The 20,620-nt window shown below is 66.5% G+C and carries 26 protein-coding genes; 16 read left to right on the top strand and 10 right to left on the bottom strand.

All coding sequences use genetic code 11. The features are described from left to right. The first annotated feature begins 27 nt into the window (after nt 1-27). From aspS to NU688_RS16050, 9 genes are all read left to right on the top strand, one after another. The gene (aspS, locus tag NU688_RS16090; RefSeq protein WP_257861695.1) at nt 28-1,833 is read left to right on the top strand and encodes an aspartate--tRNA ligase; all 1,806 of its coding nucleotides are present in this window, start codon (nt 28-30) and stop codon (nt 1,831-1,833) included. A 7-nt stretch (nt 1,834-1,840) separates the two neighbouring features. Next, nucleotides 1,841-2,314 (top strand): dihydroneopterin triphosphate diphosphatase, encoded by a 474-nt coding sequence (nudB, locus tag NU688_RS16085; RefSeq protein WP_257861693.1) that lies wholly within the window; start codon nt 1,841-1,843, stop codon nt 2,312-2,314. Next, on the top strand, nt 2,311-3,081 hold the full coding sequence (locus NU688_RS16080) for an endonuclease/exonuclease/phosphatase family protein (RefSeq protein WP_257861691.1): 771 nt from the start codon (nt 2,311-2,313) through the stop codon (nt 3,079-3,081). The genes nudB and NU688_RS16080 overlap by 4 nt, the downstream gene beginning before the upstream one ends. Nucleotides 3,082-3,154: 73 nt before the next feature. Then, on the top strand, nt 3,155-3,886 hold the full coding sequence (gene folE, locus NU688_RS16075; RefSeq protein WP_257861690.1) for a GTP cyclohydrolase I: 732 nt from the start codon (nt 3,155-3,157) through the stop codon (nt 3,884-3,886). Between the two features lie 2 nt (nt 3,887-3,888). After that, entirely contained in the window at nt 3,889-4,311 is a 423-nt protein-coding gene (locus NU688_RS16070; protein ID WP_257861689.1) for a BLUF domain-containing protein, read from the top strand. A 103-nt stretch (nt 4,312-4,414) separates the two neighbouring features. Next, nucleotides 4,415-5,296 (top strand): DMT family transporter, encoded by an 882-nt coding sequence (locus NU688_RS16065; protein WP_257861688.1) that lies wholly within the window; start codon nt 4,415-4,417, stop codon nt 5,294-5,296. Nucleotides 5,297-5,299: 3 nt separating this feature from the next. Continuing rightward, nucleotides 5,300-6,121, top strand: coding sequence for a DUF429 domain-containing protein (locus NU688_RS16060; protein ID WP_257861687.1), 822 nt, complete (start codon nt 5,300-5,302; stop codon nt 6,119-6,121). A 125-nt stretch (nt 6,122-6,246) separates the two neighbouring features. Next, nucleotides 6,247-6,444, top strand: a complete 198-nt coding sequence (locus NU688_RS16055) for a CsbD family protein (RefSeq protein ID WP_093198234.1) — start codon at nt 6,247-6,249, stop codon at nt 6,442-6,444. Between the two features lie 89 nt (nt 6,445-6,533). After that, a complete protein-coding gene (locus tag NU688_RS16050) occupies nt 6,534-7,052 on the top strand; it encodes a BON domain-containing protein (protein WP_257861686.1) in 519 nt (172 codons plus the stop codon). An 83-nt stretch (nt 7,053-7,135) separates the two neighbouring features. Here the strand turns inward: NU688_RS16050 and NU688_RS16045 are convergent, their stop codons facing one another. The 6 genes from NU688_RS16045 to NU688_RS16020 all read right to left on the bottom strand — a co-directional run bounded on the left by NU688_RS16045 (nt 7,136) and on the right by NU688_RS16020 (nt 10,735). Continuing rightward, nucleotides 7,136-7,699: a bacterioferritin gene (locus tag NU688_RS16045; RefSeq protein ID WP_257861685.1), complete on the bottom strand. Its 564-nt coding sequence runs from the start codon at nt 7,697-7,699 to the stop codon at nt 7,136-7,138. A gap of 11 nt (nt 7,700-7,710) precedes the next feature. After that, on the bottom strand, nt 7,711-8,202 hold the full coding sequence (locus NU688_RS16040; protein WP_257861684.1) for a hypothetical protein: 492 nt from the start codon (nt 8,200-8,202) through the stop codon (nt 7,711-7,713). After that, nucleotides 8,192-8,572: a phage holin family protein gene (locus NU688_RS16035; RefSeq protein ID WP_257861683.1), complete on the bottom strand. Its 381-nt coding sequence runs from the start codon at nt 8,570-8,572 to the stop codon at nt 8,192-8,194. The genes NU688_RS16040 and NU688_RS16035 overlap by 11 nt, the downstream gene beginning before the upstream one ends. Nucleotides 8,573-8,610: 38 nt before the next feature. Continuing rightward, on the bottom strand, nt 8,611-8,988 hold the full coding sequence (locus tag NU688_RS16030) for a hypothetical protein (protein WP_257861682.1): 378 nt from the start codon (nt 8,986-8,988) through the stop codon (nt 8,611-8,613). Nucleotides 8,989-9,042: 54 nt separating this feature from the next. Beyond that, complete coding sequence (locus NU688_RS16025; RefSeq protein WP_013543146.1) at nt 9,043-9,207, bottom strand: DUF1328 domain-containing protein; 165 nt, start codon at nt 9,205-9,207, stop codon at nt 9,043-9,045. A 208-nt stretch (nt 9,208-9,415) separates the two neighbouring features. Further along, a complete protein-coding gene (locus NU688_RS16020; RefSeq protein ID WP_257861681.1) occupies nt 9,416-10,735 on the bottom strand; it encodes a CHASE3 domain-containing protein in 1,320 nt (439 codons plus the stop codon). A gap of 131 nt (nt 10,736-10,866) precedes the next feature. Here NU688_RS16020 and NU688_RS16015 point away from each other — a divergent pair, with 131 nt between their 5' ends. Next, nucleotides 10,867-11,499 (top strand): response regulator transcription factor, encoded by a 633-nt coding sequence (locus NU688_RS16015; RefSeq protein WP_257861680.1) that lies wholly within the window; start codon nt 10,867-10,869, stop codon nt 11,497-11,499. A 10-nt stretch (nt 11,500-11,509) separates the two neighbouring features. Here the strand turns inward: NU688_RS16015 and NU688_RS16010 are convergent, their stop codons facing one another. Further along, on the bottom strand, nt 11,510-11,905 hold the full coding sequence (locus NU688_RS16010) for a response regulator (protein WP_257861679.1): 396 nt from the start codon (nt 11,903-11,905) through the stop codon (nt 11,510-11,512). Nucleotides 11,906-12,142: 237 nt separating this feature from the next. Between NU688_RS16010 and NU688_RS16005 the strand changes: the two genes are divergently transcribed. Beyond that, the gene (locus NU688_RS16005) at nt 12,143-14,155 is read left to right on the top strand and encodes an AsmA family protein (RefSeq protein WP_257861678.1); all 2,013 of its coding nucleotides are present in this window, start codon (nt 12,143-12,145) and stop codon (nt 14,153-14,155) included. A 6-nt stretch (nt 14,156-14,161) separates the two neighbouring features. On the opposite strand, the gene NU688_RS16000 is transcribed toward NU688_RS16005, so the two are convergent. The 3 genes from NU688_RS16000 to gpmA all read right to left on the bottom strand — a co-directional run bounded on the left by NU688_RS16000 (nt 14,162) and on the right by gpmA (nt 17,298). Then, nucleotides 14,162-14,929 carry a molybdopterin-synthase adenylyltransferase MoeB gene (locus NU688_RS16000; protein WP_257861677.1) on the bottom strand — a complete coding sequence of 256 codons (768 nt, stop codon included), beginning with the start codon at nt 14,927-14,929 and terminating at the stop codon, nt 14,162-14,164. A gap of 76 nt (nt 14,930-15,005) precedes the next feature. Next, nucleotides 15,006-16,448, bottom strand: coding sequence for a S41 family peptidase (locus NU688_RS15995; protein ID WP_206179696.1), 1,443 nt, complete (start codon nt 16,446-16,448; stop codon nt 15,006-15,008). Nucleotides 16,449-16,554: 106 nt separating this feature from the next. Further along, complete coding sequence (gpmA, locus tag NU688_RS15990) at nt 16,555-17,298, bottom strand: 2,3-diphosphoglycerate-dependent phosphoglycerate mutase (RefSeq protein ID WP_093438150.1); 744 nt, start codon at nt 17,296-17,298, stop codon at nt 16,555-16,557. 106 nt (nt 17,299-17,404) lie between these two features. On the opposite strand from gpmA, the gene NU688_RS15985 reads away from it, so the two are divergent. From NU688_RS15985 to nadC, 5 genes are all read left to right on the top strand, one after another. Continuing rightward, a complete protein-coding gene (locus NU688_RS15985) occupies nt 17,405-17,788 on the top strand; it encodes a rhodanese-like domain-containing protein (protein WP_374684657.1) in 384 nt (127 codons plus the stop codon). A 21-nt stretch (nt 17,789-17,809) separates the two neighbouring features. Further along, nucleotides 17,810-18,070: a glutaredoxin 3 gene (gene grxC / locus NU688_RS15980; protein ID WP_257861676.1), complete on the top strand. Its 261-nt coding sequence runs from the start codon at nt 17,810-17,812 to the stop codon at nt 18,068-18,070. 118 nt (nt 18,071-18,188) lie between these two features. Beyond that, a complete protein-coding gene (gene secB / locus NU688_RS15975; RefSeq protein ID WP_206175156.1) occupies nt 18,189-18,653 on the top strand; it encodes a protein-export chaperone SecB in 465 nt (154 codons plus the stop codon). A 24-nt stretch (nt 18,654-18,677) separates the two neighbouring features. Continuing rightward, on the top strand, nt 18,678-19,712 hold the full coding sequence (locus tag NU688_RS15970) for an NAD(P)H-dependent glycerol-3-phosphate dehydrogenase (RefSeq protein ID WP_257861675.1): 1,035 nt from the start codon (nt 18,678-18,680) through the stop codon (nt 19,710-19,712). Nucleotides 19,713-19,734: 22 nt separating this feature from the next. Further along, complete coding sequence (gene nadC / locus NU688_RS15965) at nt 19,735-20,613, top strand: carboxylating nicotinate-nucleotide diphosphorylase (protein WP_257861674.1); 879 nt, start codon at nt 19,735-19,737, stop codon at nt 20,611-20,613. Nucleotides 20,614-20,620: the final 7 nt, after the last annotated feature.

Genomic DNA, 20,620 nt, shown 5'->3' with positions numbered 1-20,620 from the left:
GCCACGACGGCGCCGGAAGTCATCCCTATGGCCATGCGTACTCACTATTGCGGTCTTGTGACCGAAGCCCTGTTGGGCCAGACCGTCACCCTGTGCGGCTGGGTCAACCGTCGCCGCGACCACGGCGGCGTGATCTTCATCGACGTGCGTGACCGCGAAGGCTACGTGCAGGTGGTGTGCGACCCCGATCGCGCCTCCACCTTCGCCGTCGCCGAGAACCTGCGCAACGAGTTCTGCATCCAGATCACCGGCCTGGTGCGCGCACGTCCCGAAGGCACGACCAACGACCAGCTCAAGAGCGGCAAGATCGAAGTGCTGTGCCACGAGCTCAAGGTGCTCAACCCGTCGGTCACGCCGCCGTTCCTGCTGGACGACGACAACCTCTCGGAAACCACCCGCCTCACGCACCGCGTGCTCGACCTGCGCCGCCCGGCCATGCAACGCAACATGATGCTGCGCTACAAGGTGACGATGGAAACGCGCAAGTTCCTCGATGCCAATGGCTTCATCGACATCGAGACGCCGATGCTCGGCAAGTCCACGCCCGAAGGAGCGCGCGACTACCTCGTGCCCAGCCGCGTGCACGACGGCAGCTTCTTCGCGCTGCCGCAGTCGCCGCAGCTCTTCAAGCAGCTGCTGATGGTGGCCGGCTACGACCGCTACTACCAGATCGTGAAGTGCTTCCGCGACGAAGACCTGCGCGCCGACCGCCAGCCCGAATTCACGCAGATCGACATCGAGACCTCGTTCCTCGCCGAAGAAGAAATCCGCGAGATGTTCGAAGGCATGGTCCGCACCATGTTCCGCAACGCCGCGGGCATCGACCTGCCGGTGTTCCCGACCATGACGTACGGCGACGCGATGTTCAAGTACGGCTCCGACAAGCCCGACCTGCGCGTGAAGCTCGAGTTCACCGAACTCACCGAGCTGATGAAGCGGGTCGAGTTCAAGGTGTTCTCGAACGCCGCGACGCAAAAGGACGGCCGCGTGGTCGCATTGCGCGTGCCTGGCGGTGGCGCCGAGGGTGGCCTGTCGCGCGGTGAAATCGATGCGTATCAAGAGTTCGTCAAGATCTACGGCGCCAAGGGCCTCGCCTACATCAAGGTCAACGATGCGCAAGCCGGCCGCGAAGGCCTGCAGAGCCCGATCGTGAAGAACCTCGACGACGCCACGCTGGCCGAGATCATCGCCCGCACGGGTGCGCGCAACGGCGACATCCTGTTCTTCGGCGCCGACAAGGAAAAGGTCGTCAATGACGCCATCGGCGCGCTGCGCGTGAAGATCGGCCACAGCGCTTTCGGCAAGAAGAGCGGCCTGTTCGACGACCGCTGGGCGCCGCTCTGGGTGGTCGACTTCCCGATGTTCGAGTTCGACGAGGAAGGCCAGCGCTGGAGCGCCGTGCACCACCCGTTCACCGCACCGAAGGACGGCCATGAAGACCTCATGGACACGGCCCCCGAGAAGTGCATCGCCAAGGCCTACGACATGGTGCTCAACGGCATCGAGATGGGCGGCGGTTCGGTGCGTATCCACCGCGAGGAAGTGCAGAGCAAGGTGTTCCGCGCGCTGAAGATCAGCGCCGAGGACGCGCAGCTCAAGTTCGGCTTCCTGCTCGACGCGCTGCAGTACGGCGCACCGCCGCACGGCGGCATCGCCATCGGCCTGGACCGTCTGGTCATGCTGATGACCGGCGCCGAGTCGATCCGCGACGTGATCGCCTTCCCCAAGACCCAACGCGCACAAGACCTGCTGACGCAGGCGCCGAGCCCGGTCGACGAGAAGCAACTGCGCGAACTGCACATCAAGCTGCGCAACACCCCCCAAGCCGCCTGATACGGCCATGACGACCAGCCCCCGGCCCTGGAAGATCCCGGAGTCGGTGCTGGTCGTGATTCACACGCTGGCGCTCGACGTGCTGCTGATCCGGCGTGCCGATGCCAACGAGTTCTGGCAATCGGTCACCGGCAGCAAAGATGCGGTCGATGAGCCGCTCGCGCTCACCGCCGCGCGCGAGGTGGCCGAGGAAACCGGTATCGAATGCTGCGAGGGCACCGCGCTGGCCTCGCAGCTGGTCGACTGGCAGCTGAGCAACATCTACGAGATCTATCCCGGATGGCGCGCGCGCTACGAGCCCGGTGTCACGCACAACACCGAGCACCTGTTCGGCCTCTGCGTGCCCGAGCGCCTGACGCCCACACTCGATCCGCGCGAGCACACCGACTGGCAATGGCTGCCGTACCACGAAGCGGCCGATGCGTGCTTTTCCCCATCGAACGCCGAAGCCATTCTGTTGCTGCCAGAATTTGCGCGATGAACCAGCCGGTAGCCGCAACAGCAGCCAACAACCTCCGGGTCGCGACCTACAACATCCACAAGGGTGTGCAGGGCATCGGGCCCGCCCGGCGGCTCGAGATCCACAACCTCGGCCACGCCATCGAGCAGCTCGATGCCGACATCATTTGCCTGCAGGAAGTGCGCAAGATGAACCGGCAGGCCGCGGCCCGCTTCGCGCGTTGGCCCGAGCTGCCGCAGGCCGACTTCCTCGCACCCGAGGGCTACACCGCGGTCTACGAGACCAACGCCGTCACGCGCCATGGCGAGCACGGCAATGCGCTGCTCACGCGCTGGCCGGTGATCCGCACCGGCCACCAGGACATCTCCGACCACCGCTTCGAACAGCGCGGGCTGCTGCACGTCGTGATCGAAGTCGAAGGGCAGCCGGTGCACGCCATCGTGGTGCACCTGGGCCTCATCAAGGGCAGCCGCGTGCGGCAGATCGCGCGCCTGCGCGAATTCATCGACCGCGAGGTGCCGGCTCACGAGGCTGTGGTCGTGGCCGGCGATTTCAACGACTGGGGCGCGCGCATGCGCTACGCCATGAACGCGATGGGTCTGCGCGACGCCAGCGACCTGCGCGGCCCGCGCACGCTCACCTACCCCTCGCGGCTGCCGGTGGCGCAGCTCGATTTCGTCTACGGCCGCAAGCTCGAGCCGCTCTCGTGCACCGTGCCGCGCGGTCCGATCTGGGCCCGCATGTCCGATCACCTCCCGTTGGTAGCCGACTTCACGCTACCTAATTGATAGCATTGCTCCGAGAAGGGACGGGCGTTGCAGCCCGAATGTCCTGGAGCCATTCACTGGTACGATCCCCGCCATGCTGAGGAAAACCGACGTCGAACCGCTCCCCGATCGAAAAGACGATGACGAGGGTACGCCCGTCTCCGTCAAGATCCGCGAGCGCCTGAATGCAGCGCGAAAGCGCTTCAACGCCAACGACAACATCGCCGAGTTCATCGAACCCGGCGAACTGGAGGCGCTGCTCGACGAGGTCGAGGTCAAGATGAAGGGCGTTCTCGAGAGCCTCGTCATCGACGTCAAGAACGACCACAACACCGACAACACCGCGCGCCGGGTTGCCAAGATGTACCTCAACGAGGTGTTCCGCGGCCGCTACGTGCCGCCGCCCCCGCTCACCGAATTCCCCAACGCCGAGCACCTGAACGAGCTGATGATCGTTGGCCCGATCACCGTGCGCAGCGCTTGCTCGCACCACTTTTGCCCGATCATCGGCAAGCTCTGGATCGGCGTGATGCCCAACGAGCACACCAACGTGATCGGCCTGTCGAAGTACGCGCGCCTTGCCGAATGGGTGATGGGGCGTCCGCAGATCCAGGAAGAAGCCGTGGTGCAACTCGCCGACTTGATCCAGGAAAAGACGCAGCCCGACGGCCTTGCGCTCGTCATGGAAGCCGAGCACTTCTGCATGGCCTGGCGCGGCGTGAAGGAAATGGACAGCAAGATGATCAATTCCGTGATGCGCGGCGTGTTCCTCAAGGACCCGAGCCTGCGCCGCGAATTCCTTTCCCTCCTGCCGAGAAAGAGCTGAACATGCTGGTCCGTCTTCTCTACGCGAGCCGCGCCGTCGACACCAGCCCCGCGGCCGTCGAGGCGATCCTCACGAAGTCGCGCACGCACAACCCGGCGTGCGGCATCACCGGCATCCTCTGCTACGGTGCCGGCACCTTCCTGCAGGCCATCGAGGGCGGGCGCGACGCCATCAGCGATCTCTACGGCCACATCCAGCGCGATGCGCGCCACAAGGACGTGGTGCTGCTGCACTACGAAGAAATCGCCGAGCGCCGTTTCGGCGGCTGGACGATGGGGCAGGTCAACCTCTCGAAGCTCAATGCCTCGACGCTGCTCAAGTATTCGGAAAAGCCCGAACTCGACCCCTACAAGGTCTCGGGCAAGGTGTCTCTGGCGCTGCTGGAAGAACTGATGGCCACCGCCGCCATCGTCGGCCGCCACTAAGCACGTGGCCCCCACGCTCGGCACTTCGTGTCCTCGCTGCCCCCCGAGGGGGCCGCTCGCGCCTTGGGGCGGCCCGGCGGCGCTCGGCCTCGCGTAGCTCGGCGTGCCGCTCTCCGCGTTTGCGCTGATCCTGCTCGCCGGGATCATTCATGCCAGCTGGAACATTGCCGCCAAGAAGGCGAACGGCGACGCGCGCTTCGCGTTCCAGAGCGGCGTGTTCATGGCCTTTGTGTGGGCGCCCGTGGGCATCGTGCTGGGCTGGAGCGTTGTGCCGACCTGGGGCGTGAAAGAGTGGGGCTTCATCGCGCTGAGTGGCGTGCTGCACGTCTTTTATTACGTCATCCTGCTGCGCGGCTACCGCAAGTCCGACCTCACCGTGGTCTATCCGCTGGCGCGCGGCTCTGGACCTCTGCTGTCGTCGCTGGTCGCGATCCTGTTTCTCGGCGAGAAGATCAGCCTCGTCGGCGTGGCCGGCATCTTCGGCGTGGTGCTCGGCGTGTTCCTCGTGGCCGGCGGTCCGCGCCTCTTTCACAGGAAGCATGACCCGGCGCAGCGCGAGCGCGTCCAGAAGGGCATCCGCTACGGCATGCTGACAGGCGCCTTCATCGCGGCCTACACGGTCGCCGACAGCTATGCGGTCAAGTTCCTCGCGATGTCGCCGATCCTGCTCGACTACATGAGCAACTTCGTGCGCCTCGTGTTGCTGCTTCCCGCCGCGCTGCAGGACCGTGCGACGACCGCACGCATGTGGCGCGAGCAGTGGAAGTACGCGCTGCTCGTGGCGGTGATCAGCCCGGTGTCCTATGTGCTCGTGCTCTATGCGGTGCAGCAGGCGCCGATCTCGCACGTCGCGCCGGCGCGCGAGGTGTCGATGCTGTTCGCCGCGCTGATCGGCGGGCATCTGTTGCGCGAAGGCGATCGGCTGTTGCGGCTGCTGGGCGCGCTCTTCATCGCCGCCGGCGTCGTGGCGCTCGCGCTGGGCTGACCCATGCTCTTCGGCTGCGATTTCTCGAGCGCGCCGACGACACGCAAGCCGATCGTGGTGGCCATCGGTGAGATGGCCGGCACTGGCAGCGTCAGGCTGACCAGCCTTCAATGCTTCGCGACGCTCGAAGCCTGGGGCCAATGGCTGCGCGATACGCCCGCATGGGTCGGCGGTTTCGACTTTCCATTCAGCCTGCCGCGCGAACTGGTCGAGCACCTGAAATGGCCGCTCGAATGGGCGCCGCTGATGGCGCACTACGCGAGCCTGAGTCGCGCCGAGATCCGCGACACCTTCGCCGCCTTCTGCGCCGCACGGCCCGTCGGCGGCAAGTTCGCGCACCGAGCCACCGATGCGCCCGCGGGATCGAGCTCATCGATGAAGTGGGTCAATCCGCCGGTCGCCTTCATGCTGCACGCCGGCGTGCCGCCGTTGCTGGCGGCTGGCGCCAGTCTGCCGGGCCTGCACGTGGGCAGTCGCAAGGACCGCATCGCATTGGAGGCCTACCCGGGCCTGCTGGCGCGCGAATTGATCGGGCGCCGCAGCTACAAGAGCGACGATCTCGCGAAGCAGACGCCCGAGCGCCTAGCGGCCCGCACCGACCTGCTTGCCGCGCTGGAGGCGGGCGCAACGCGGCTCGGCCTGCGGCTGCAGCTCACCGCAAAACAGCGCACCGAATTGCTGGCCGATGCCCGCGGCGATCACATCGATGCGGTGCTGTGTCTTGTGCAGGCTGCATGGGGCCTGCAGCGTGCCGCGAGCCCCGGGCCGGGCTACGGGTTGCCCGTGCAGTTCGATCCGCTTGAAGGATGGATCGTCACGGCTTGAGCCTTGTTGTCCTACACCGCTTCGGGGTGCCGGCGACATCCCCGGACGCCAGGTGGCGACTAGATTGAAATGAGTGGGCCATCCCGGTTCCACCGTCTCATCAATCTACTCAGCAAGGAAACGACATGAACAAGGACCAAGTGGCAGGCCGCGTCGAAGAAGCCAAGGGCAAGCTCAAGGAAGTGGCCGGCAAGGTTGTCGGCAACGAAAAGCTCGAAGGCGAAGGCATCGCCGACCAGGCCGCCGGCAAGGTGCAGAAGACCTACGGCGACGTGAAGGAAAAGGCCAAGGACGCCATCAAGTCGGGCGCCGACAAGCTGTGACCGACCCAGGTTGCGCCGCGAGCGTTGCAAGACAGGCGCAACCCTTTTCTCGTTCCATTCCCGTGCGAACGATTGACTGGAGGATTCCCATGAACAAACCCCATCAACCCATCGCCATGCCGTCTTCGCGCGCATGGCTCGCCGTGCTCGTGGCCGGCGCTGCGCTGACGCTGGCGGCCTGCGACAAGTCGGACAACCGCACGGCGGGCGAAAAGCTCGACAGCGCAGTGGCCAAGACCGAGCAGGCGGCCGAAACCGCCGCCGCCAAGACCGGCGAGGCCGTGAAGGACGCCAAGGCGAAGGTCGATGCGTCAGGCACCACCTCCGAGGTGAAGGAAGGCATGGCCAATGTGAAGGAAGCCGCCAAGGACGCCGGCGCCGCCGTGAGCGCAACGGTGGACGACGCCGCCATCACCGCGTCGGTGTCCGCGGGCCTCGCGAAGGATCCGGACCTGAGCGCGATCAAGATCAACGTCGACACCAAGGGTGGCGCCGTGAGCCTGAAGGGCCCGGCCCCCACGGCGGCTGCCAAGGCTCGCGCCGAGGAAATCGCCAAGGGCGTGCAGGGCGTGACCTCGGTGAGGAACGAGCTCGAAGTGAAGAGCTGATCGTTCTTCTTCCAGCCCCAATGAAAAAGCCCGGTTCGTCCGGGCTTTTTCTTGGGCAGGCCGTTCAGGCCCGGGGCTGTCGATCAGTGGCCGAGCCAGTCCTTCAGCTCGTCGGCATGCTCTTCCTCATCGGAAAGAATGTCTTCGAGCATGCGACGCGTGGTTGGATCCTTGTCGCCGATCAGCACGATCATCTGGCGGTACGACTCCACCGCGATGCGCTCGGCCACGAGGTTGGCGCGCACCATGGCCTGCAGGTCGGTCGATTCGTCGTAGCCCGCGTGGCTGCGCTCGAGCAGGTGGCCGGGCGCGAAGTCGGGCTCGCCGCCCAGTTGCACGATGCGCTCGGCAATGCGGTCGGCATGCGCCGATTCTTCGTTGGCGTGCACCAGGAACTCTTCGGCGATCTTGGGCGAGGCGACGCCGTTGGCGGTGAAGTAGTGGCGCTTGTAGCGCAGCACGCACACCAGTTCGGTGGCGAGCGCGTCGTTCAGCAGCTTGACGACGTCGTCGCGCCATGGCCCGTAGCTGGGCGTCACGGCACCATCGTCGAGGCTCTTGCCGGCGGCGTCGATCGCGCCCTGGTCCAGCACCAGGTGCTTGTGCGAATCCGCTGCCTTGCGGGAGGAGGAAGCATCGGCTTTCATGGAGGGTCCTTTCATGGAGGGTCCTTTCGTGGGGGGCTTGAGGTCTTCTGCATCAACGTGTTGACGACGTCAGCCACGTCGGATGTCTTGAGCACCGCTGCCAGCACGGCTGTGACCGACAGCAGCCGCCACGGCTTCACGAGCACCAGCAAGGCGCCGGTGGCCGCGGCCGCGGCCATGAGCTTGGCCGGCTCTTTGCGCGCGTAATGCTCGAGCAGGGGGCGGGCGAGCTGGCCCACCGCATGGGCCGGGTGGCGGCGCCACCAGCGTTGCACGACGCTGCGGGCCACGCCGCCCCAGATGTTGCCTCTGCCGTGCGGGCGAGGTTGTTCGTGGGCCGGTCCGGTCGAGGTGTCGTGGTGCGCGTATTCGAGATCGTCGTCGGATTCGGATGGCTGGCCGCGCGCGTCCTCGCCGCCGTGGAGTTGCCGCACCAGCGCACGCCGCGAAATGGCCAGGCGCTGCTGCGGGGTCAACGGAGGGCGTTCGGTACTACTGGCCATGGTCGGCTCCGGCAGCGCGCAGGGCCTGGAGGTCGGCCTCCAGTTGGGAGCGAAGGTCGTCGAAACCGTAGCTCGGGCTGGGGCGCGCCGCGTACCAGCCGCAGATGACCGCGATCACCACGGCCACCGCCGGCACGGCCACCAGCACCCAGTGAAAGCTGCCATGCAGCACGCCGAGCAGCACGGCCACGCCGATCAGCCCGAGGGCCAGCATGACGCTGGCCGCTGCCAGCACCCCCGCGACGATGCGGGCGACGAGGCCGCGTCCCGCCTCTGCGGATTCCTGGCGGACGAGGGCGGCGTAGTTGGCGAGGTGTTCAGCGACGAGTTCCGGATGCCCGAGCACCGTGGAGAAAATCGGATGAAGCATGGTGCCGGGGATCGAGGGAACGGAAGAAGCTCAACGGATCAGTAGTCGTCCCGGCTGCGGCGGCTGGCCAGCACGATGAGGGCCGTGATGGCGGCGCCGGCTGCGGCAGCCAGCAGCACCGAGCGAACGGGTTGGTCGGAGATGTAGCGGCCCGTGACGTCGGCGGCGGCCTCGATGCGGCGCTGGGCGCGTGCGCTCGTGGTCGATGCGGCGTCCAGGCCGCGCTGAACGGCTTGCTGCACACGGGCTGCGAGCTGCTCGACGGCAGGCTCGGCATCGCGGCGCAGTTCGCGGACCTTTTCGCCCGCCGCATTCACCGCGTTCTGAGCGTAGGCGCGGGTCGATTCGACCGCATCGTTGGCGGTCTGGCGCGCGTCGTCGGCGAGTTGCGAAGGGGTCTTGGTCGTGGTGTTCATGTGAAAGTCCTTTCCGGGAAGATGAAATGCGGGAGCCTGTTGATCGTAACTACGCTACTTGCGTCGTAGCAAGCCGGCCAGGAAGCTCGCAATGGCAAGCACGGCGAAGATCACGAAAAGAATCTTGGCAATCCCGACTGCGCTGGCAGCGATCCCACCGAAGCCGAACAGGGCGGCAATGAGTGCGATGACCAGAAACACCACGGCGTAATGCAACATGTGGAACTCCTTCGAGGCTTCCCTCGTTGTTTTTGAGAATGGCGCATCCGGTCTTCACGGGAAGCATCGGATGGCACAGGAGCAACCTTAAGTGGAGGCCCCCCGGCACCCTGTCAGCGACCGGGGGCGGGGAGCGTAGGAGACGACCGAGTCCACCCGAGCCGGGGTGTGACGCAATGCCGCGAATGCCGTTCCTTGCGAACGGCGCTCAGGCGGGTTTGACGACCGGCAGCATCGCGCTCAGGCGCGTGCCCCGGCCGGGCGTCGACGAAATCGTGAGCTTGCCGCGTGCCGCCTCGACCCGATGGCGCATGCCTGCAAGGCCGTGCGTGGACGGGCGCATGCGCTGCGTGTCGAAGCCCTTGCCGTTGTCCGAGACCTCCACGATCACGTGGTTCTCGTAGTTCTTCATGACGATCGTCGCTTCGCCGGCTTCGGCGTACTTGCCGATGTTGGTCAGGCTCTCCTGCACCATGCGGTAGATCGTGAGCTGGCGCGATTCGTCCAGCGTCACCGGCTCCAGCGCCATCTCGACCTGGAGCCCCGAGCGCTCGGCGAACTCGCGCCCCAGGATCTCCAGCGACGCGACCAGCCCGAGGTTCGAGAGCGACGAGGGCCGCAGGTCTTCGATGATGCGGCGCTTGAGTGCGATGCCGCTGTTGAGCAGGTCGGTCAGATGCTGCAGCCGCTGGATGGCATCGGGCGACTCGGCCAGCCGCGACTTCAGGCGCGCCACATCGAGCTTGGCGGCAGTGAGCAGCGAGCCGAGCTCGTCGTGCAGCTCGCGCGCCAGGTAGCCGCGCTCGGTTTCCCGCACGTCCTGCAGGTGGGTGGCCAGCTCGGCCAGCGAGGCGGTGCGCTCGCGCACCTCGTCTTCGAGTGCGTTGCGTTCGCGCTGCAGGGCTTCCTGCTGGCGCTCGCCGATGGAGTGCAAGGCGTGCGTCTGCCGCAGGTAGAGGAAGAAGGCGATCAGCGCCGCGAGCGCCACGACGGCCGTGCCGATGCGCGCGAGCTGCAGCGACCGCAGCACCTGCACCTGGCCATCGTGCAGGGTCTTGTTGCTCACGTTGATCAGCTGGAGGGCGGTGGCGCGGATGGCGTCCATCTCTTCCCGCCCGACGTCGGTCGTGATGACGAACTTCCAGGCGTCTTCCTTGCCGTCCTGACGCAGCCGCACGCTCATGTCCATCTCGGCCACCTTGCGCAGCACGTGCTTCGAAAGCTCGGCGATCTGGGCCAGTTCGGCCGGCCGGTCGACGTACAGCTGCCGCAGGGTCGCGAGATTGCCGTCGACCTGCTTGATCGCCGTGTCGTAGGGTTGCCGGTAGCTGGCCTCGCCCGTCAGCAGATAGCCCCGCTGGCCGGTTTCGGCGTCGAGCATGTTCTGCAGGATCTGGTTGACCACGCCGCGCCCCCTTTGCGCCTCGTCAATGTCCGCCAGGGATCGCGTGGACTGGCGAAAGCCGGCCTCGTTGATGCCGATCAGGGCCAGTGCAGCCAGCGCCGCGAGCAGCAGGCTCAAGGCCATTCTTGGAGGGGCTAGCCAGTGCATGAAACTTTCAAAGCTGCGTTCAACGCAAGTTCGTGAATAATTGACAACAATTCAGGGACCGGCATGTTGCGGCCTAGATGCGCGCAACACAACGACGAAAGTAACAGATGATCAAAATTGGAATTGTGGACGACCACGCCATCGTGCGATCGGGGCTCCGGCAGTTCTTCTCCGAGCACGTGGACCTGCGCGTGGCGGGCGAGGCGGCCAGCGGGCGCGAAGCCATCGAACTGGTGCGCACCACCGAGCTGGACGTGCTGGTCATGGACCTTTCGATGCCGGGACAGAGCGGAATCGACGCGCTGGCCATGATCCGCGCCAAGGCGCCGGACGTCGGCATCCTGATCCTGAGCGGCTACCCCGAAGAGCACTACGCGATGAACCTGATCCGCCAGGGCGCGAGCGGGTATTTGAACAAGGAATGCGATCCGATCGATATCGTGAACGCCATCCGCACCATCTCGCTGGGCCGCCGCTACATCACGCCCGCCGTCGCCGAACTGCTCGCACGCCAGTTGGACCGCAAGGACGACGCCGCGCCGCACGAGCAACTGTCGGAGCGCGAGTTCCAGGTGTTCCTGAAGCTGGCCAAGGGCGAGACCGCGGGCGACATCGCCAAGACGCTGTCGCTGTCGGTGAAGACGGTGAGCACCTACCGCACGCGCCTGATGGAGAAGATGAATCTCTCCTCCAACAGCGACCTGACGTACTACGCGTTGAAGAACAAGCTCATCGATTGAGCGTCCAGGTTCAGGGCGAAGCGCGCAATGCCTTCGCCTGCTGGATGCAGAAGTCGACCAGTGCGTCGATCTCGTTCGACTTGTCGAACACCGCGTCCACACCGAATTCGGCGCAGCGCCGACGGATGTCGGGCGTCGCATAGTTGCTGAGCACCACCACCTTCTGGGTCGGACTGCGTGACCGGCAGGCCTGCAGAACACCGAGGCCGCTTCCCTGCTTGAGAAAAAGATCGACGATGGCAAGGTCCCACTTGTTGTCGGCGTGGAGCAGCCATGCGCGTGCGTGGTCTTCGGTCTCGGCGAACCCGACGACCGTGGTGCAAGTGAGTTCTTCCAGAGTGCCAATGAGGTTTTCACGGATCGTGAGGTTGTCTTCGACGACGTATGTCTGCAATCTGGAGTCCATGCCGAGCCGCGCTTCCTCTCACGTTGGCGGGTGTATCCCAAGCGTCCCGCTGTAGGGAATGCCTGCACGTGGACCTTGAGGCTTCGCCGAAGCGCATCATGCAGGGTTCATGGGCCGGGTGTTGTAGGCGCGTTCCGACGACTCGGCTTGCCGCGCATCGTCCGTAGGCAATACCGCACGGTCGGTGCGGCCCATTGCCGACCCGTGAGTGGTTTGAAAAAGGTTATCCAAGCAGACATGGCTACGAACATCCTTGGCCCCCGCCCGCTGTGGCAAAAATTGCTGGCGTCGCTCGTGCTGCTGTTCGTCGCCTTGCTGGTCGTTCTCATGTTCTTTCCGTGGGACGTGCTGCGCGAGCCGGTCAACCGCTACGTGAGCGAGAAGACCGGGCGCAAGTTCGAGATCACGCGGCGGCTCGACGTGGACCTGGGCTGGCGCGCCGCCACCATCAAGTTCGACGGCATCGAGTTCGCCAACCCCTCGTGGGCACGCGACCCTTATCTCGTCAAGGCGGACCGCGCCGAGTTCGACATCCGGATCTGGCCACTGGTCACCAGCAAGATCGTCATTCCGCGGCTCGCGCTTTTCTCTCCCACGCTCGGACTGCAGATGGAGCAGGACGGGCGTCGCACCTGGGCGCTCGGCAAGGACACCTCTGACGGAGGCACGGTGCCGAGCATCGGCCTCATGCAGATCGACAGCGGGGCCATCGACTTCCTTGCCAAGCACTTGGGCGTCGACCTGCACGCCGACGTGAAATACGACACGAGCCTGGGCGCGATGCCCCTGAGCTACCGCATCAAGGGCCGCTACAAGGGCCAGCCGCTGACGGCCGACGGGCGCACGGGCAACGTGCTGCAGATCAACGCGACGGGCGCGCCGCCGTTCCCGCTCGAGATCAATGCGGCCGCCGGCCAGACCAAGCTGAAGGCGTCCGGCACGGTGGCTGAACTGGCGGGGCTCGATGGCATCGACGCGAAGTTCCAGCTCAAGGGCCAGACGCTGGGCGCGCTGTTCCCGCTGCTGGGCATCGCGCTGCCGCAAACCTCGCCCTATGCGCTGACCGGCGACCTCAGCAAGCGCGGCACGCTCTGGCAGGTGGCCGGGCTCAAGGGCAAGCTGGGCCTGTCCGACATTGCCGGGGACATGCGCTTCGACCAGGCCACCCAGGTGCCGCACCTGGCCGGCGACCTGCGCTCGAAGGTGATGGACATGGACGACCTCGGTCCGCTCATCGGCCTGCCGCCCACGGCGCGATCGGCCAGCGCGGTCGAAGGCGTGGCGCCGCCGCCGAGCATCACGCAGGTCAAGCGCCCGGCCGGCGCCAAGGTGCTGCCGACGGCGCCGCTGGACTTCGAGCGCCTGCGCGCCATGAATGCCGACGTCAAGTACGCGGCCGACCGCATCCAGAACGTGCGCGAGATCCCGCTCGACCGCGGCAGCGTGCAGGTGAAGCTGAAAGACGGCGTGCTGACGCTCGATCCGCTCGACCTGGGCGTGGGCGGCGGCAAGCTGGCTGGCGCGATCCGCATCGACGCGGCGAAGAATCCGGCGGACATCCGCGCCTCGCTCGAACTGCGCGGCATGCAGCTCGCGCGCCTGTTCCCCAAGCTGGAAACCACGGGCAACAGCGTCGGCCGGCTCGACGGGCGGCTCAACCTCTCGGGTTCGGGCAACTCGGTGGCCACGTGGCTCGGCGGCTCGTCGGGCGATGTGGCGGTGATGGCCGGGCGAGGCCAGTTCGGCAACCTGCTGCCGGTGTTCGCGACGCTGGTGGGCGGGGACATCATCAAGTTCCTGCTGCGCGGCGACCGCAACGTCGAGCTGCGCTGTGCGGCCTTGGCGTTCGACGTCGACAAGGGCCTGATGACCGGGCGCACGCTCGTGGTGGACACGACCAACGCGGTGTTCATCGCCACCGGGCAGGCCAGCCTGGCCAATGAAACGCTCGACTTCGTCGTCCGTCCGGAGCCCAAGTCGAAGAACATCCTCTCGCTGCGCACGCCGCTGGTGGTGCGCGGCACTTTTGGTGCGCCTTCGGGTGGGGTCGAGATCGGGCCGCTGGCCGGACGAGGGCTGGCCGCGCTCGCTCTGGGCGCCGTCAACCCGCTGCTGGCGCTGGCCGCGACCATCGAGACCGGGCCGGGGCAGGATGCCGATTGCAAGGACGTGGTGGCGGAGGCCAACAAGCCCACCGCCGGTGCCGCGGCCCAGGGCGCAGCCAGGGCCAAGGGCGCGAAGCAGCCCTGAGGCAGGCTAGGACAGGGGTGTCGCCGGGCGTTGCGCGCAGACGCTGCAGTGCGGGTCGCGCGCCACGCGCAGCGTGTCGAAGCTGGTGCTGCGTCCGTCGAACATCAGCAGCTTGCCTGCAAGCGAAGGACCGATGCCCGCGAGCAGCTTCAAGGCCTCGCTGGCCTGCAGCGTGCCGATGGTCCCAACCACAGGGCCGAACACACCCAGCACCGCGCAGCGCGTTTCCTCGAAGGCCGCATCGGGCGGGAACAGGCAGGCGTAGCAGGGGGAGGCCGCGTCGCGCGTGTCGTACACGCTCAACTGGCCGTCGAAACGAATGGCGGCGCCTGCCACCAATGGCTTGCCGTGCGTCACGCAGGCGCGGTTGACCGCATGGCGCGTGGCGAAGTTGTCGCAGCAATCGACCACCACGTCGGCTGCCGCGACGAGGAGCGACAGCAAGGCTTCGTCGGCGCGCAGGGCATGCGTCTCGATGGCGATGTCGGGGTTGATGTCGCGCATCGCCTGTGCGGCGGACTCGACCTTGGGGCTGCCCACGCGGGCATTGGTGTGCGCGACCTGGCGCTGGAGGTTGGTGAGATCGACTTCGTCGTCGTCCACCAGCGTGATGTGGCCGACGCCGGCTGCTGCCAGGTAGAGCGCGACGGGAGAACCCAATCCGCCCGCGCCGATGACCAATGCGCGGCCGGCACTGACGCGCGCCTGGCCGTCGATGCCGAACTCTTCAAGGAGGATGTGCCGCGAGTAGCGCAGCAGGTCACGATCGTCCATGCGCGCCCCGTTCCTCGCGAATGAAGAAGCCGTTGCCGGTGCGAACCGCACATTGCGTGCGGCCCGGTCACCGGCTTCAGTTTTCCTTCTTCTCGTCCTTGTTCTCGACAATGATCTGCGTCTTGCTCACGAGCACAGGCTGGCCCTTGAGGCGGTTGAGCGCCTGCACCAGCGGGAAGTCCTTGTCGGTGCCGAACTCGGGCGTCTTGCGATCCTGCGGCGGCTTCTTGGCTTCTTCCTCGAGGCGCTTGCGGGCTTCGTCGCGGGCCTTTTCGCGTTCCGGGTCCTTGGTCTCGGGGCCCTGGCCGCTGGCCAGGTGCTTCTCGAGGTCGGCCTCGCGCATGCGCAGGGCGGCGAACGGGCTGCCCTCGGCGCTCTCGTCGACCAGCACGTTGGGCACGATGCCCTTGGCCTGGATCGAGGTGCCGCTCGGCGTGTAGTAGCGCGCCGTGGTGATCTTGAGGCCAGTGTCCGGGCCGAGCGGGCGCACGGTCTGCACCGAGCCCTTGCCGAAGGTCTGGCTGCCCATGACGATCGCGCGCTTGTGGTCCTGCAGCGCACCGGCCACGATTTCGCTGGCGGAGGCCGAGCCTTCGTTCACCAGCACCACCAGCGGCACGTTCTTCAGTGCGGCCGGCAGGTTGCGCAGCGGGTCGCTGCCGGAGCGGCGCTGGTAGAACTCGGGCGCCGCCTTGTAGACCGACTTGCTCTCGGCCAATTGGCCGTCGGTGGTCACCACCGTCACGTTCTCGGGCAGGAAGGCCGAGGAGACCGCCACGGCCGCGTCGAGCAGGCCGCCCGGGTCGTTGCGCAGGTCGAGCACCAGGCCCTTGAGGTTCGGGTCTTCCTTGTAGAGGTCCTCGACCTTCTTCACGAAGTCGTCGACCGTGCGCTCCTGGAACTGCGACAGGCGGATCCAGCCGTAGCCCGGCTCCATGATCTTGCCGCGCACCGACTGGGTACGGATCTCTTCGCGCGTGATCGTGACCGGGAAGGTGCGGCTCTCGTCCTTACGGAAGATGGTGAGCAGCACCTTGGTGTTGGCCTCGCCGCGCATGCGCTTGACGGCTTCGTTGAGCGAGAGGCCCCGCACGGCCGTGTCGTCGATCTTGGTGATCAGGTCGTTGGGCTTCAAGCCCGCACGGAAGGCCGGCGAGCCTTCGATGGGCGAGACCACCTTGATGAGCCCGTCTTCCTGGGAAATCTCGATGCCGACGCCGACGAAGCGGCCGGTCGTGCCTTCCCTGAATTCCTTGAAGGACTTCTTGTCGAAGTACTGGGAATGCGGGTCGAGCCCGGCGACCATGCCGGAAATGGCGTCGGAAATGAGCTTCTTCTCGTCGACCGGCTCGACATAGTCACTCTTGACCATGCCGAACACGGCAGCGAGCTGCTGCAATTCCTCGAGCGGGAGCGGCGCAAGCGATCCGCGTGCGACCGTCTGCAAGGAGACGGTGGTCAGGACGCCAGCTACGGCGCCGGCGGCGACCCAGCCGGTGATCTTCAGTTTCTGGCCCATCATGAGTGGTTGTCCTTGTCGGCGGCTGTCGAACCAATATACACAGCTTGGAAGCAATTTGTTTGCCGGGGTTCCACGGGGGGACCGGCACGCGGGGGTTTTCTTTTCAGCCCTTGCCTTGCGAAGCCACCGCGGCGGCGGCCTTTTCGGCAGCGGCGGCGTCGCCGAGGTAGTAGTGGCGCAGGGGCTTCAGGTCGTCGTCCAGTTCGTAGACCAGCGGAATGCCATTCGGGATGTTCAGCCCGACGATGGCGTCGTCCGAGATGCCGTCCAGGTACTTCACCAGCGCCCGGATCGAATTGCCGTGGGCGGCCACGACCAGGCGGCGCCCGGTGCGGATGGCCGGCGCCATCGATTCGTTCCAGAACGGCAGCACGCGCGCGACCGTGTCCTTGAGGCATTCGGTCAGGGGGATCTGCTCGGGCGAGAGCTTGGCGTAGCGCACGTCGCTGCGTTCGCTGCGCGGGTCGTCCGCTTCCAACGGCGGCGGCGGGGTGTTGTAGCTGCGGCGCCAGACCAGCACCTGCTCGTCGCCGTACTTCTTGGCGGTTTCGGCCTTGTTCAGACCCTGCAGGCCGCCGTAGTGGCGCTCGTTCAGGCGCCAGGAATGCACCACCGGCAGCCAGGTGCGGTCGAGTTCGTCCAACGTGTGCCAGAGCGTGCGCGTGGCGCGCTTCAAGACGCTGGTGTAGGCCACGTCGAAGTCGTAACCCTCGGCCTTGAGCAGCCGGCCGGCCTGCTTGGCCTGTTCCACGCCGGTCTCGGTCAGGTCGACGTCGGTCCAACCGGTGAAGCGGTTTTCGAGATTCCAGGTCGATTCGCCGTGGCGGATCAGTACCAGTTTGTGCATGTCGGAGGCCTTTGGATGCGCTTGGGAAAACCAGCATTCTAAAATCCCGGGTTTGCCATCCAAGGAACCCCCCGTGAAATTGATCGAATTCGTCACCGCGAACTGGATGCTGATCCTGATCGCACTCAGCTCGGGCGGCATGCTGGCCTGGCCGCTGATCCGGGGTTCTGGCGGCGGAACGCTCACGGCCCAGGGCGCCGTGCAGCTCATCAACCGCGAACGCGCCGTGCTGGTCGATGTGCGCGAACCCGAAGAATTTGCCACCGGCCACATGATCGGCGCCAAGAACGTGCCCCTGAACCAGCTCGACGAGAAGCTGGCCAGCACGGTCAAGAACAAGAACGTGCCGCTCCTGCTGGTGTGCGCCACCGGCGCCCGCGCCCAGCGCGCCGTGGCCATGGCCAAGAAGCTCGGCTACGAGCAGGCCCAAGCGGTCGCCGGCGGGCTCAAGGCCTGGAAAGACGCTAATCTGCCCGTTGAAAAGGCCTGAAACCCCCCCGAGATACAGCGTATGCAAGCAGTCAAGATGTACACCACCGCCGTTTGCCCCTACTGCACGCGTGCGAAGCAAATCCTCAAGTCCAAGGGCGTCGAGCAGATCGAAGAGATCCGCATCGACAGCGACCCCGAGGCCCGCAACACCATGATGGAGATCACCCAGCGCCGCACGGTGCCGCAGATCTTCATTGGCGACACCCACGTGGGCGGTTGCGACGATCTGATGGCCCTGGACAGCCGCGGCGGCCTCGTTCCGCTGCTCCAGGCCGCCTGAAACACAGCGTAGCCGGAACCGTCTTGTGACCGGGCGATAATCGCCTGCTCATCCATCTGCAGCCCGCTGCGGGAACCTCTCCCCGGCGGGCATTGTTTTGATCCTCGAAAGTTCAGCCATGGCCGACCAGCAAGCCCAAGATCCCATCTTCCAGATCCAGCGCGTCTACCTCAAGGACCTGTCGCTCGAACAACCCAATTCGCCCGCGATCCTGCTGGAGCAGGAGCAACCCACCGTCGACATCCAGCTCGGCGTGGATGCCCAGCCCGTGACCGACGGCATCTTCGAGATCACCGTGTCGGCCACCGTGCAGACCAAGATCGGCGACAAGACCGTGTTCCTGGTCGAAGCCAAGCAAGCCGGCATCTTCGAGATCCGCAACCTGCCCGAAGACCAGATGGGCGCGATCCTGGGCATCGCCTGCCCGCAGATCGTCTATCCGTACCTGCGCGGCAACGTGGCCGACGTGATCCAGCGCGGCGGCTTCCCGCCCGTGCACCTGGCCGAAATCAACTTCCAGGCGATGTACGAGCAGCAGCAGGCACAGGCCGCCGGCCAGCCTGCGTCGACGCTCGCGCAGTAAGCCTGCACAACGCCGCCAACGCCGATGAAGATCTGCGTTCATGGCGCCGGTGCCTGGGGCACGGCCGTTGCTGTCAACGCGGCCGCTCGCCACGAGGTCACGCTCTGGGCGCGCGACGCCGCCCAGGCCGATGCCATTTCGAAGGCGCGCGAGAACACCCGCTACCTGCCGGGGCTGGCGCTGCCGGCCTCGCTCGCCGTGCGGGCGGGCGATATCGGCCAGGCGCATGCCGGCGCCGACCTCGTCATCGTGGCCACGCCGATGGCCGCCTTGCGCGGGCAGCTCGTCGCGCTGCGCGGCTGCACCGCACCGGTCGCATGGCTGTGCAAGGGCGTCGAGCCCGCGCTCGATGCCACATCTTTCGGCCTGCTCGCCCACGAGATATGGGCGCAGGTCGCTCCCGATTTGATAGCTGGTGTGCTCAGCGGCCCCAGCTTCGCGCAGGAAGTCGCCGAAGGCCGCCCGACCGCTTTGGTCGCCGCCAGCCCGCATGCGGCGGTGCGCGACGCGCTCGTCGACGCCTTCCACGGACCGGCGCTGCGTGTCTACGCCAACGAGGACATCGTCGGCGTCGAGGTCGGCGGTGCTGTCAAGAACGTGCTCGCCATTGCGACGGGCCTGTGCGACGGCCTCGCGCTCGGCCTCAACGCCCGCGCGGCGCTCATCACGCGCGGCCTGGCCGAAATGACCCGCTTCGGCCTCGCGCTCGGCGCCCGTGCCGAAACCTTCATGGGCCTGTCGGGCCTCGGCGACCTCGTGCTGACTTCCACCGGCGACCTGTCGCGCAACCGCAAGGTCGGCCTGCTGCTGGCCCAGGGCCGCACGCTGGCGCAGGCGGTCGATTCGCTGGGCCACGTGGCCGAAGGCGTGTACTGCGCGCGCACCGTGGTGCAGCGCGCCCGGGGCTTGGGGCTGGAGATGCCCATCGCCGAGGGCGTGGTCGCGCTGCTCGATGGCCGCGTGAGTCCCCAGGACGCGGTCGCCGCGCTCACGGGACGCGACCCGGTGCCGGAATCGGTCCCGTCCGGCGCTGCGGCTTCCCCTCGTCAATCCTCTTAAAAAAACGCAGAGACAAAGAGCCATGAGCCTTCGCTTCGATTTTTCAGCGTCGGCCGTGGCCGCGCTGGCCCTGTCCGACGCCACGCGCGCCCTGCAGGAAGACGTTGCCGACGGCGACCTCACCGCCTCGCTGGTCGATCCCGCCCGCAAGGCCCGCGCCCGTGTGCTGGCGCGCGAAGCCGCCGTGGTGTGCGGCGCGCCCTGGGTCGAGGCCACGTTGCGGCAGCTCGACCCGCAGGTGCGCATCACCTGGCTCTGCGCCGAAGGCGAACGCTGCGCGGCCGACCAGACCGTGCTGGAAATCGAAGGCGCCGCGCGCGCGCTGCTGACCGCCGAACGCACCTCGCTCAACTTCCTGCAGTTGCTGAGCGCGGTCGCCACCAAGACGGCGCTGTACGCCGATGCCGTCAAAGGCACGCGCGCGCGCATCGTCGACACCCGCAAGACGTTACCCGGCCTGCGCCTCGCGCAGAAGTACGCGGTGCGCACCGGCGGGGGGCTCAACCACCGCATCGGCCTCTACGACGCGGTGCTCATCAAGGAAAACCACATCGCCGCCGCCGGCGGTGTCGCCGCGGCGCTGCGCGCGGTGGCGCCGGTGGCTTCGCAGGCGGCGTTCGTCGAGGTCGAGGTCGAGACGCTGGACCAGCTGCGCGAGGCGCTCGGCGCCGGCGCGCGCATGGTGCTGCTCGACAACATGGACCTGCCCACGCTGCGCGAAGCCGTCCGCATCAACGACGAGGCGGGCGAAGACCGCAAGGCCGTGCTGGAGATATCGGGTGGCGTCACACTCGACGGTCTGCGAGCCTTGGCAGAAACCGGCGTCGACCGCATCTCGGTTGGTGCGTTGACCAAGGATGTCAAGGCCATCGATTTCTCGATGCGTTTCCAGGAAAGCTGATCCGCCC

It is taken from the genome of Variovorax sp. ZS18.2.2, from assembly GCF_024701975.1.
In the GTDB taxonomy this organism is placed as follows: domain Bacteria; phylum Pseudomonadota; class Gammaproteobacteria; order Burkholderiales; family Burkholderiaceae_C; genus Variovorax.
This window is presented reverse-complemented; position numbering and strand designations above follow the sequence as displayed.

Coding starts and splice junctions, on each gene's coding strand:
- NU688_RS16020 (WP_257861681.1), bottom strand. CDS start 10,735: ATGGCCTTGAGCCTGCTGCTCGCGGCGCTGGCTGCACTGGCCCTGATC.
- NU688_RS16045 (WP_257861685.1), bottom strand. CDS start 7,699: ATGAAAGCCGATGCTTCCTCCTCCCGCAAGGCAGCGGATTCGCACAAG.
- NU688_RS16060 (WP_257861687.1), top strand. CDS start 5,300: ATGCTCTTCGGCTGCGATTTCTCGAGCGCGCCGACGACACGCAAGCCG.
- folE (WP_257861690.1), top strand. CDS start 3,155: ATGCTGAGGAAAACCGACGTCGAACCGCTCCCCGATCGAAAAGACGAT.
- NU688_RS16080 (WP_257861691.1), top strand. CDS start 2,311: ATGAACCAGCCGGTAGCCGCAACAGCAGCCAACAACCTCCGGGTCGCG.
- NU688_RS16070 (WP_257861689.1), top strand. CDS start 3,889: ATGCTGGTCCGTCTTCTCTACGCGAGCCGCGCCGTCGACACCAGCCCC.
- nadC (WP_257861674.1), top strand. CDS start 19,735: ATGAGCCTTCGCTTCGATTTTTCAGCGTCGGCCGTGGCCGCGCTGGCC.
- NU688_RS16015 (WP_257861680.1), top strand. CDS start 10,867: ATGATCAAAATTGGAATTGTGGACGACCACGCCATCGTGCGATCGGGG.
- NU688_RS16025 (WP_013543146.1), bottom strand. CDS start 9,207: ATGTTGCATTACGCCGTGGTGTTTCTGGTCATCGCACTCATTGCCGCC.
- NU688_RS16030 (WP_257861682.1), bottom strand. CDS start 8,988: ATGAACACCACGACCAAGACCCCTTCGCAACTCGCCGACGACGCGCGC.
- NU688_RS15985 (WP_374684657.1), top strand. CDS start 17,405: ATGCTGATCCTGATCGCACTCAGCTCGGGCGGCATGCTGGCCTGGCCG.
- grxC (WP_257861676.1), top strand. CDS start 17,810: ATGCAAGCAGTCAAGATGTACACCACCGCCGTTTGCCCCTACTGCACG.
- NU688_RS16005 (WP_257861678.1), top strand. CDS start 12,143: ATGGCTACGAACATCCTTGGCCCCCGCCCGCTGTGGCAAAAATTGCTG.
- NU688_RS15970 (WP_257861675.1), top strand. CDS start 18,678: ATGAAGATCTGCGTTCATGGCGCCGGTGCCTGGGGCACGGCCGTTGCT.
- NU688_RS16055 (WP_093198234.1), top strand. CDS start 6,247: ATGAACAAGGACCAAGTGGCAGGCCGCGTCGAAGAAGCCAAGGGCAAG.
- NU688_RS16050 (WP_257861686.1), top strand. CDS start 6,534: ATGAACAAACCCCATCAACCCATCGCCATGCCGTCTTCGCGCGCATGG.
- NU688_RS15995 (WP_206179696.1), bottom strand. CDS start 16,448: ATGGGCCAGAAACTGAAGATCACCGGCTGGGTCGCCGCCGGCGCCGTA.
- NU688_RS16035 (WP_257861683.1), bottom strand. CDS start 8,572: ATGCTTCATCCGATTTTCTCCACGGTGCTCGGGCATCCGGAACTCGTC.
- nudB (WP_257861693.1), top strand. CDS start 1,841: ATGACGACCAGCCCCCGGCCCTGGAAGATCCCGGAGTCGGTGCTGGTC.
- NU688_RS16010 (WP_257861679.1), bottom strand. CDS start 11,905: ATGGACTCCAGATTGCAGACATACGTCGTCGAAGACAACCTCACGATC.
- aspS (WP_257861695.1), top strand. CDS start 28: ATGGCCATGCGTACTCACTATTGCGGTCTTGTGACCGAAGCCCTGTTG.
- NU688_RS16040 (WP_257861684.1), bottom strand. CDS start 8,202: ATGGCCAGTAGTACCGAACGCCCTCCGTTGACCCCGCAGCAGCGCCTG.
- secB (WP_206175156.1), top strand. CDS start 18,189: ATGGCCGACCAGCAAGCCCAAGATCCCATCTTCCAGATCCAGCGCGTC.
- gpmA (WP_093438150.1), bottom strand. CDS start 17,298: ATGCACAAACTGGTACTGATCCGCCACGGCGAATCGACCTGGAATCTC.
- NU688_RS16000 (WP_257861677.1), bottom strand. CDS start 14,929: ATGGACGATCGTGACCTGCTGCGCTACTCGCGGCACATCCTCCTTGAA.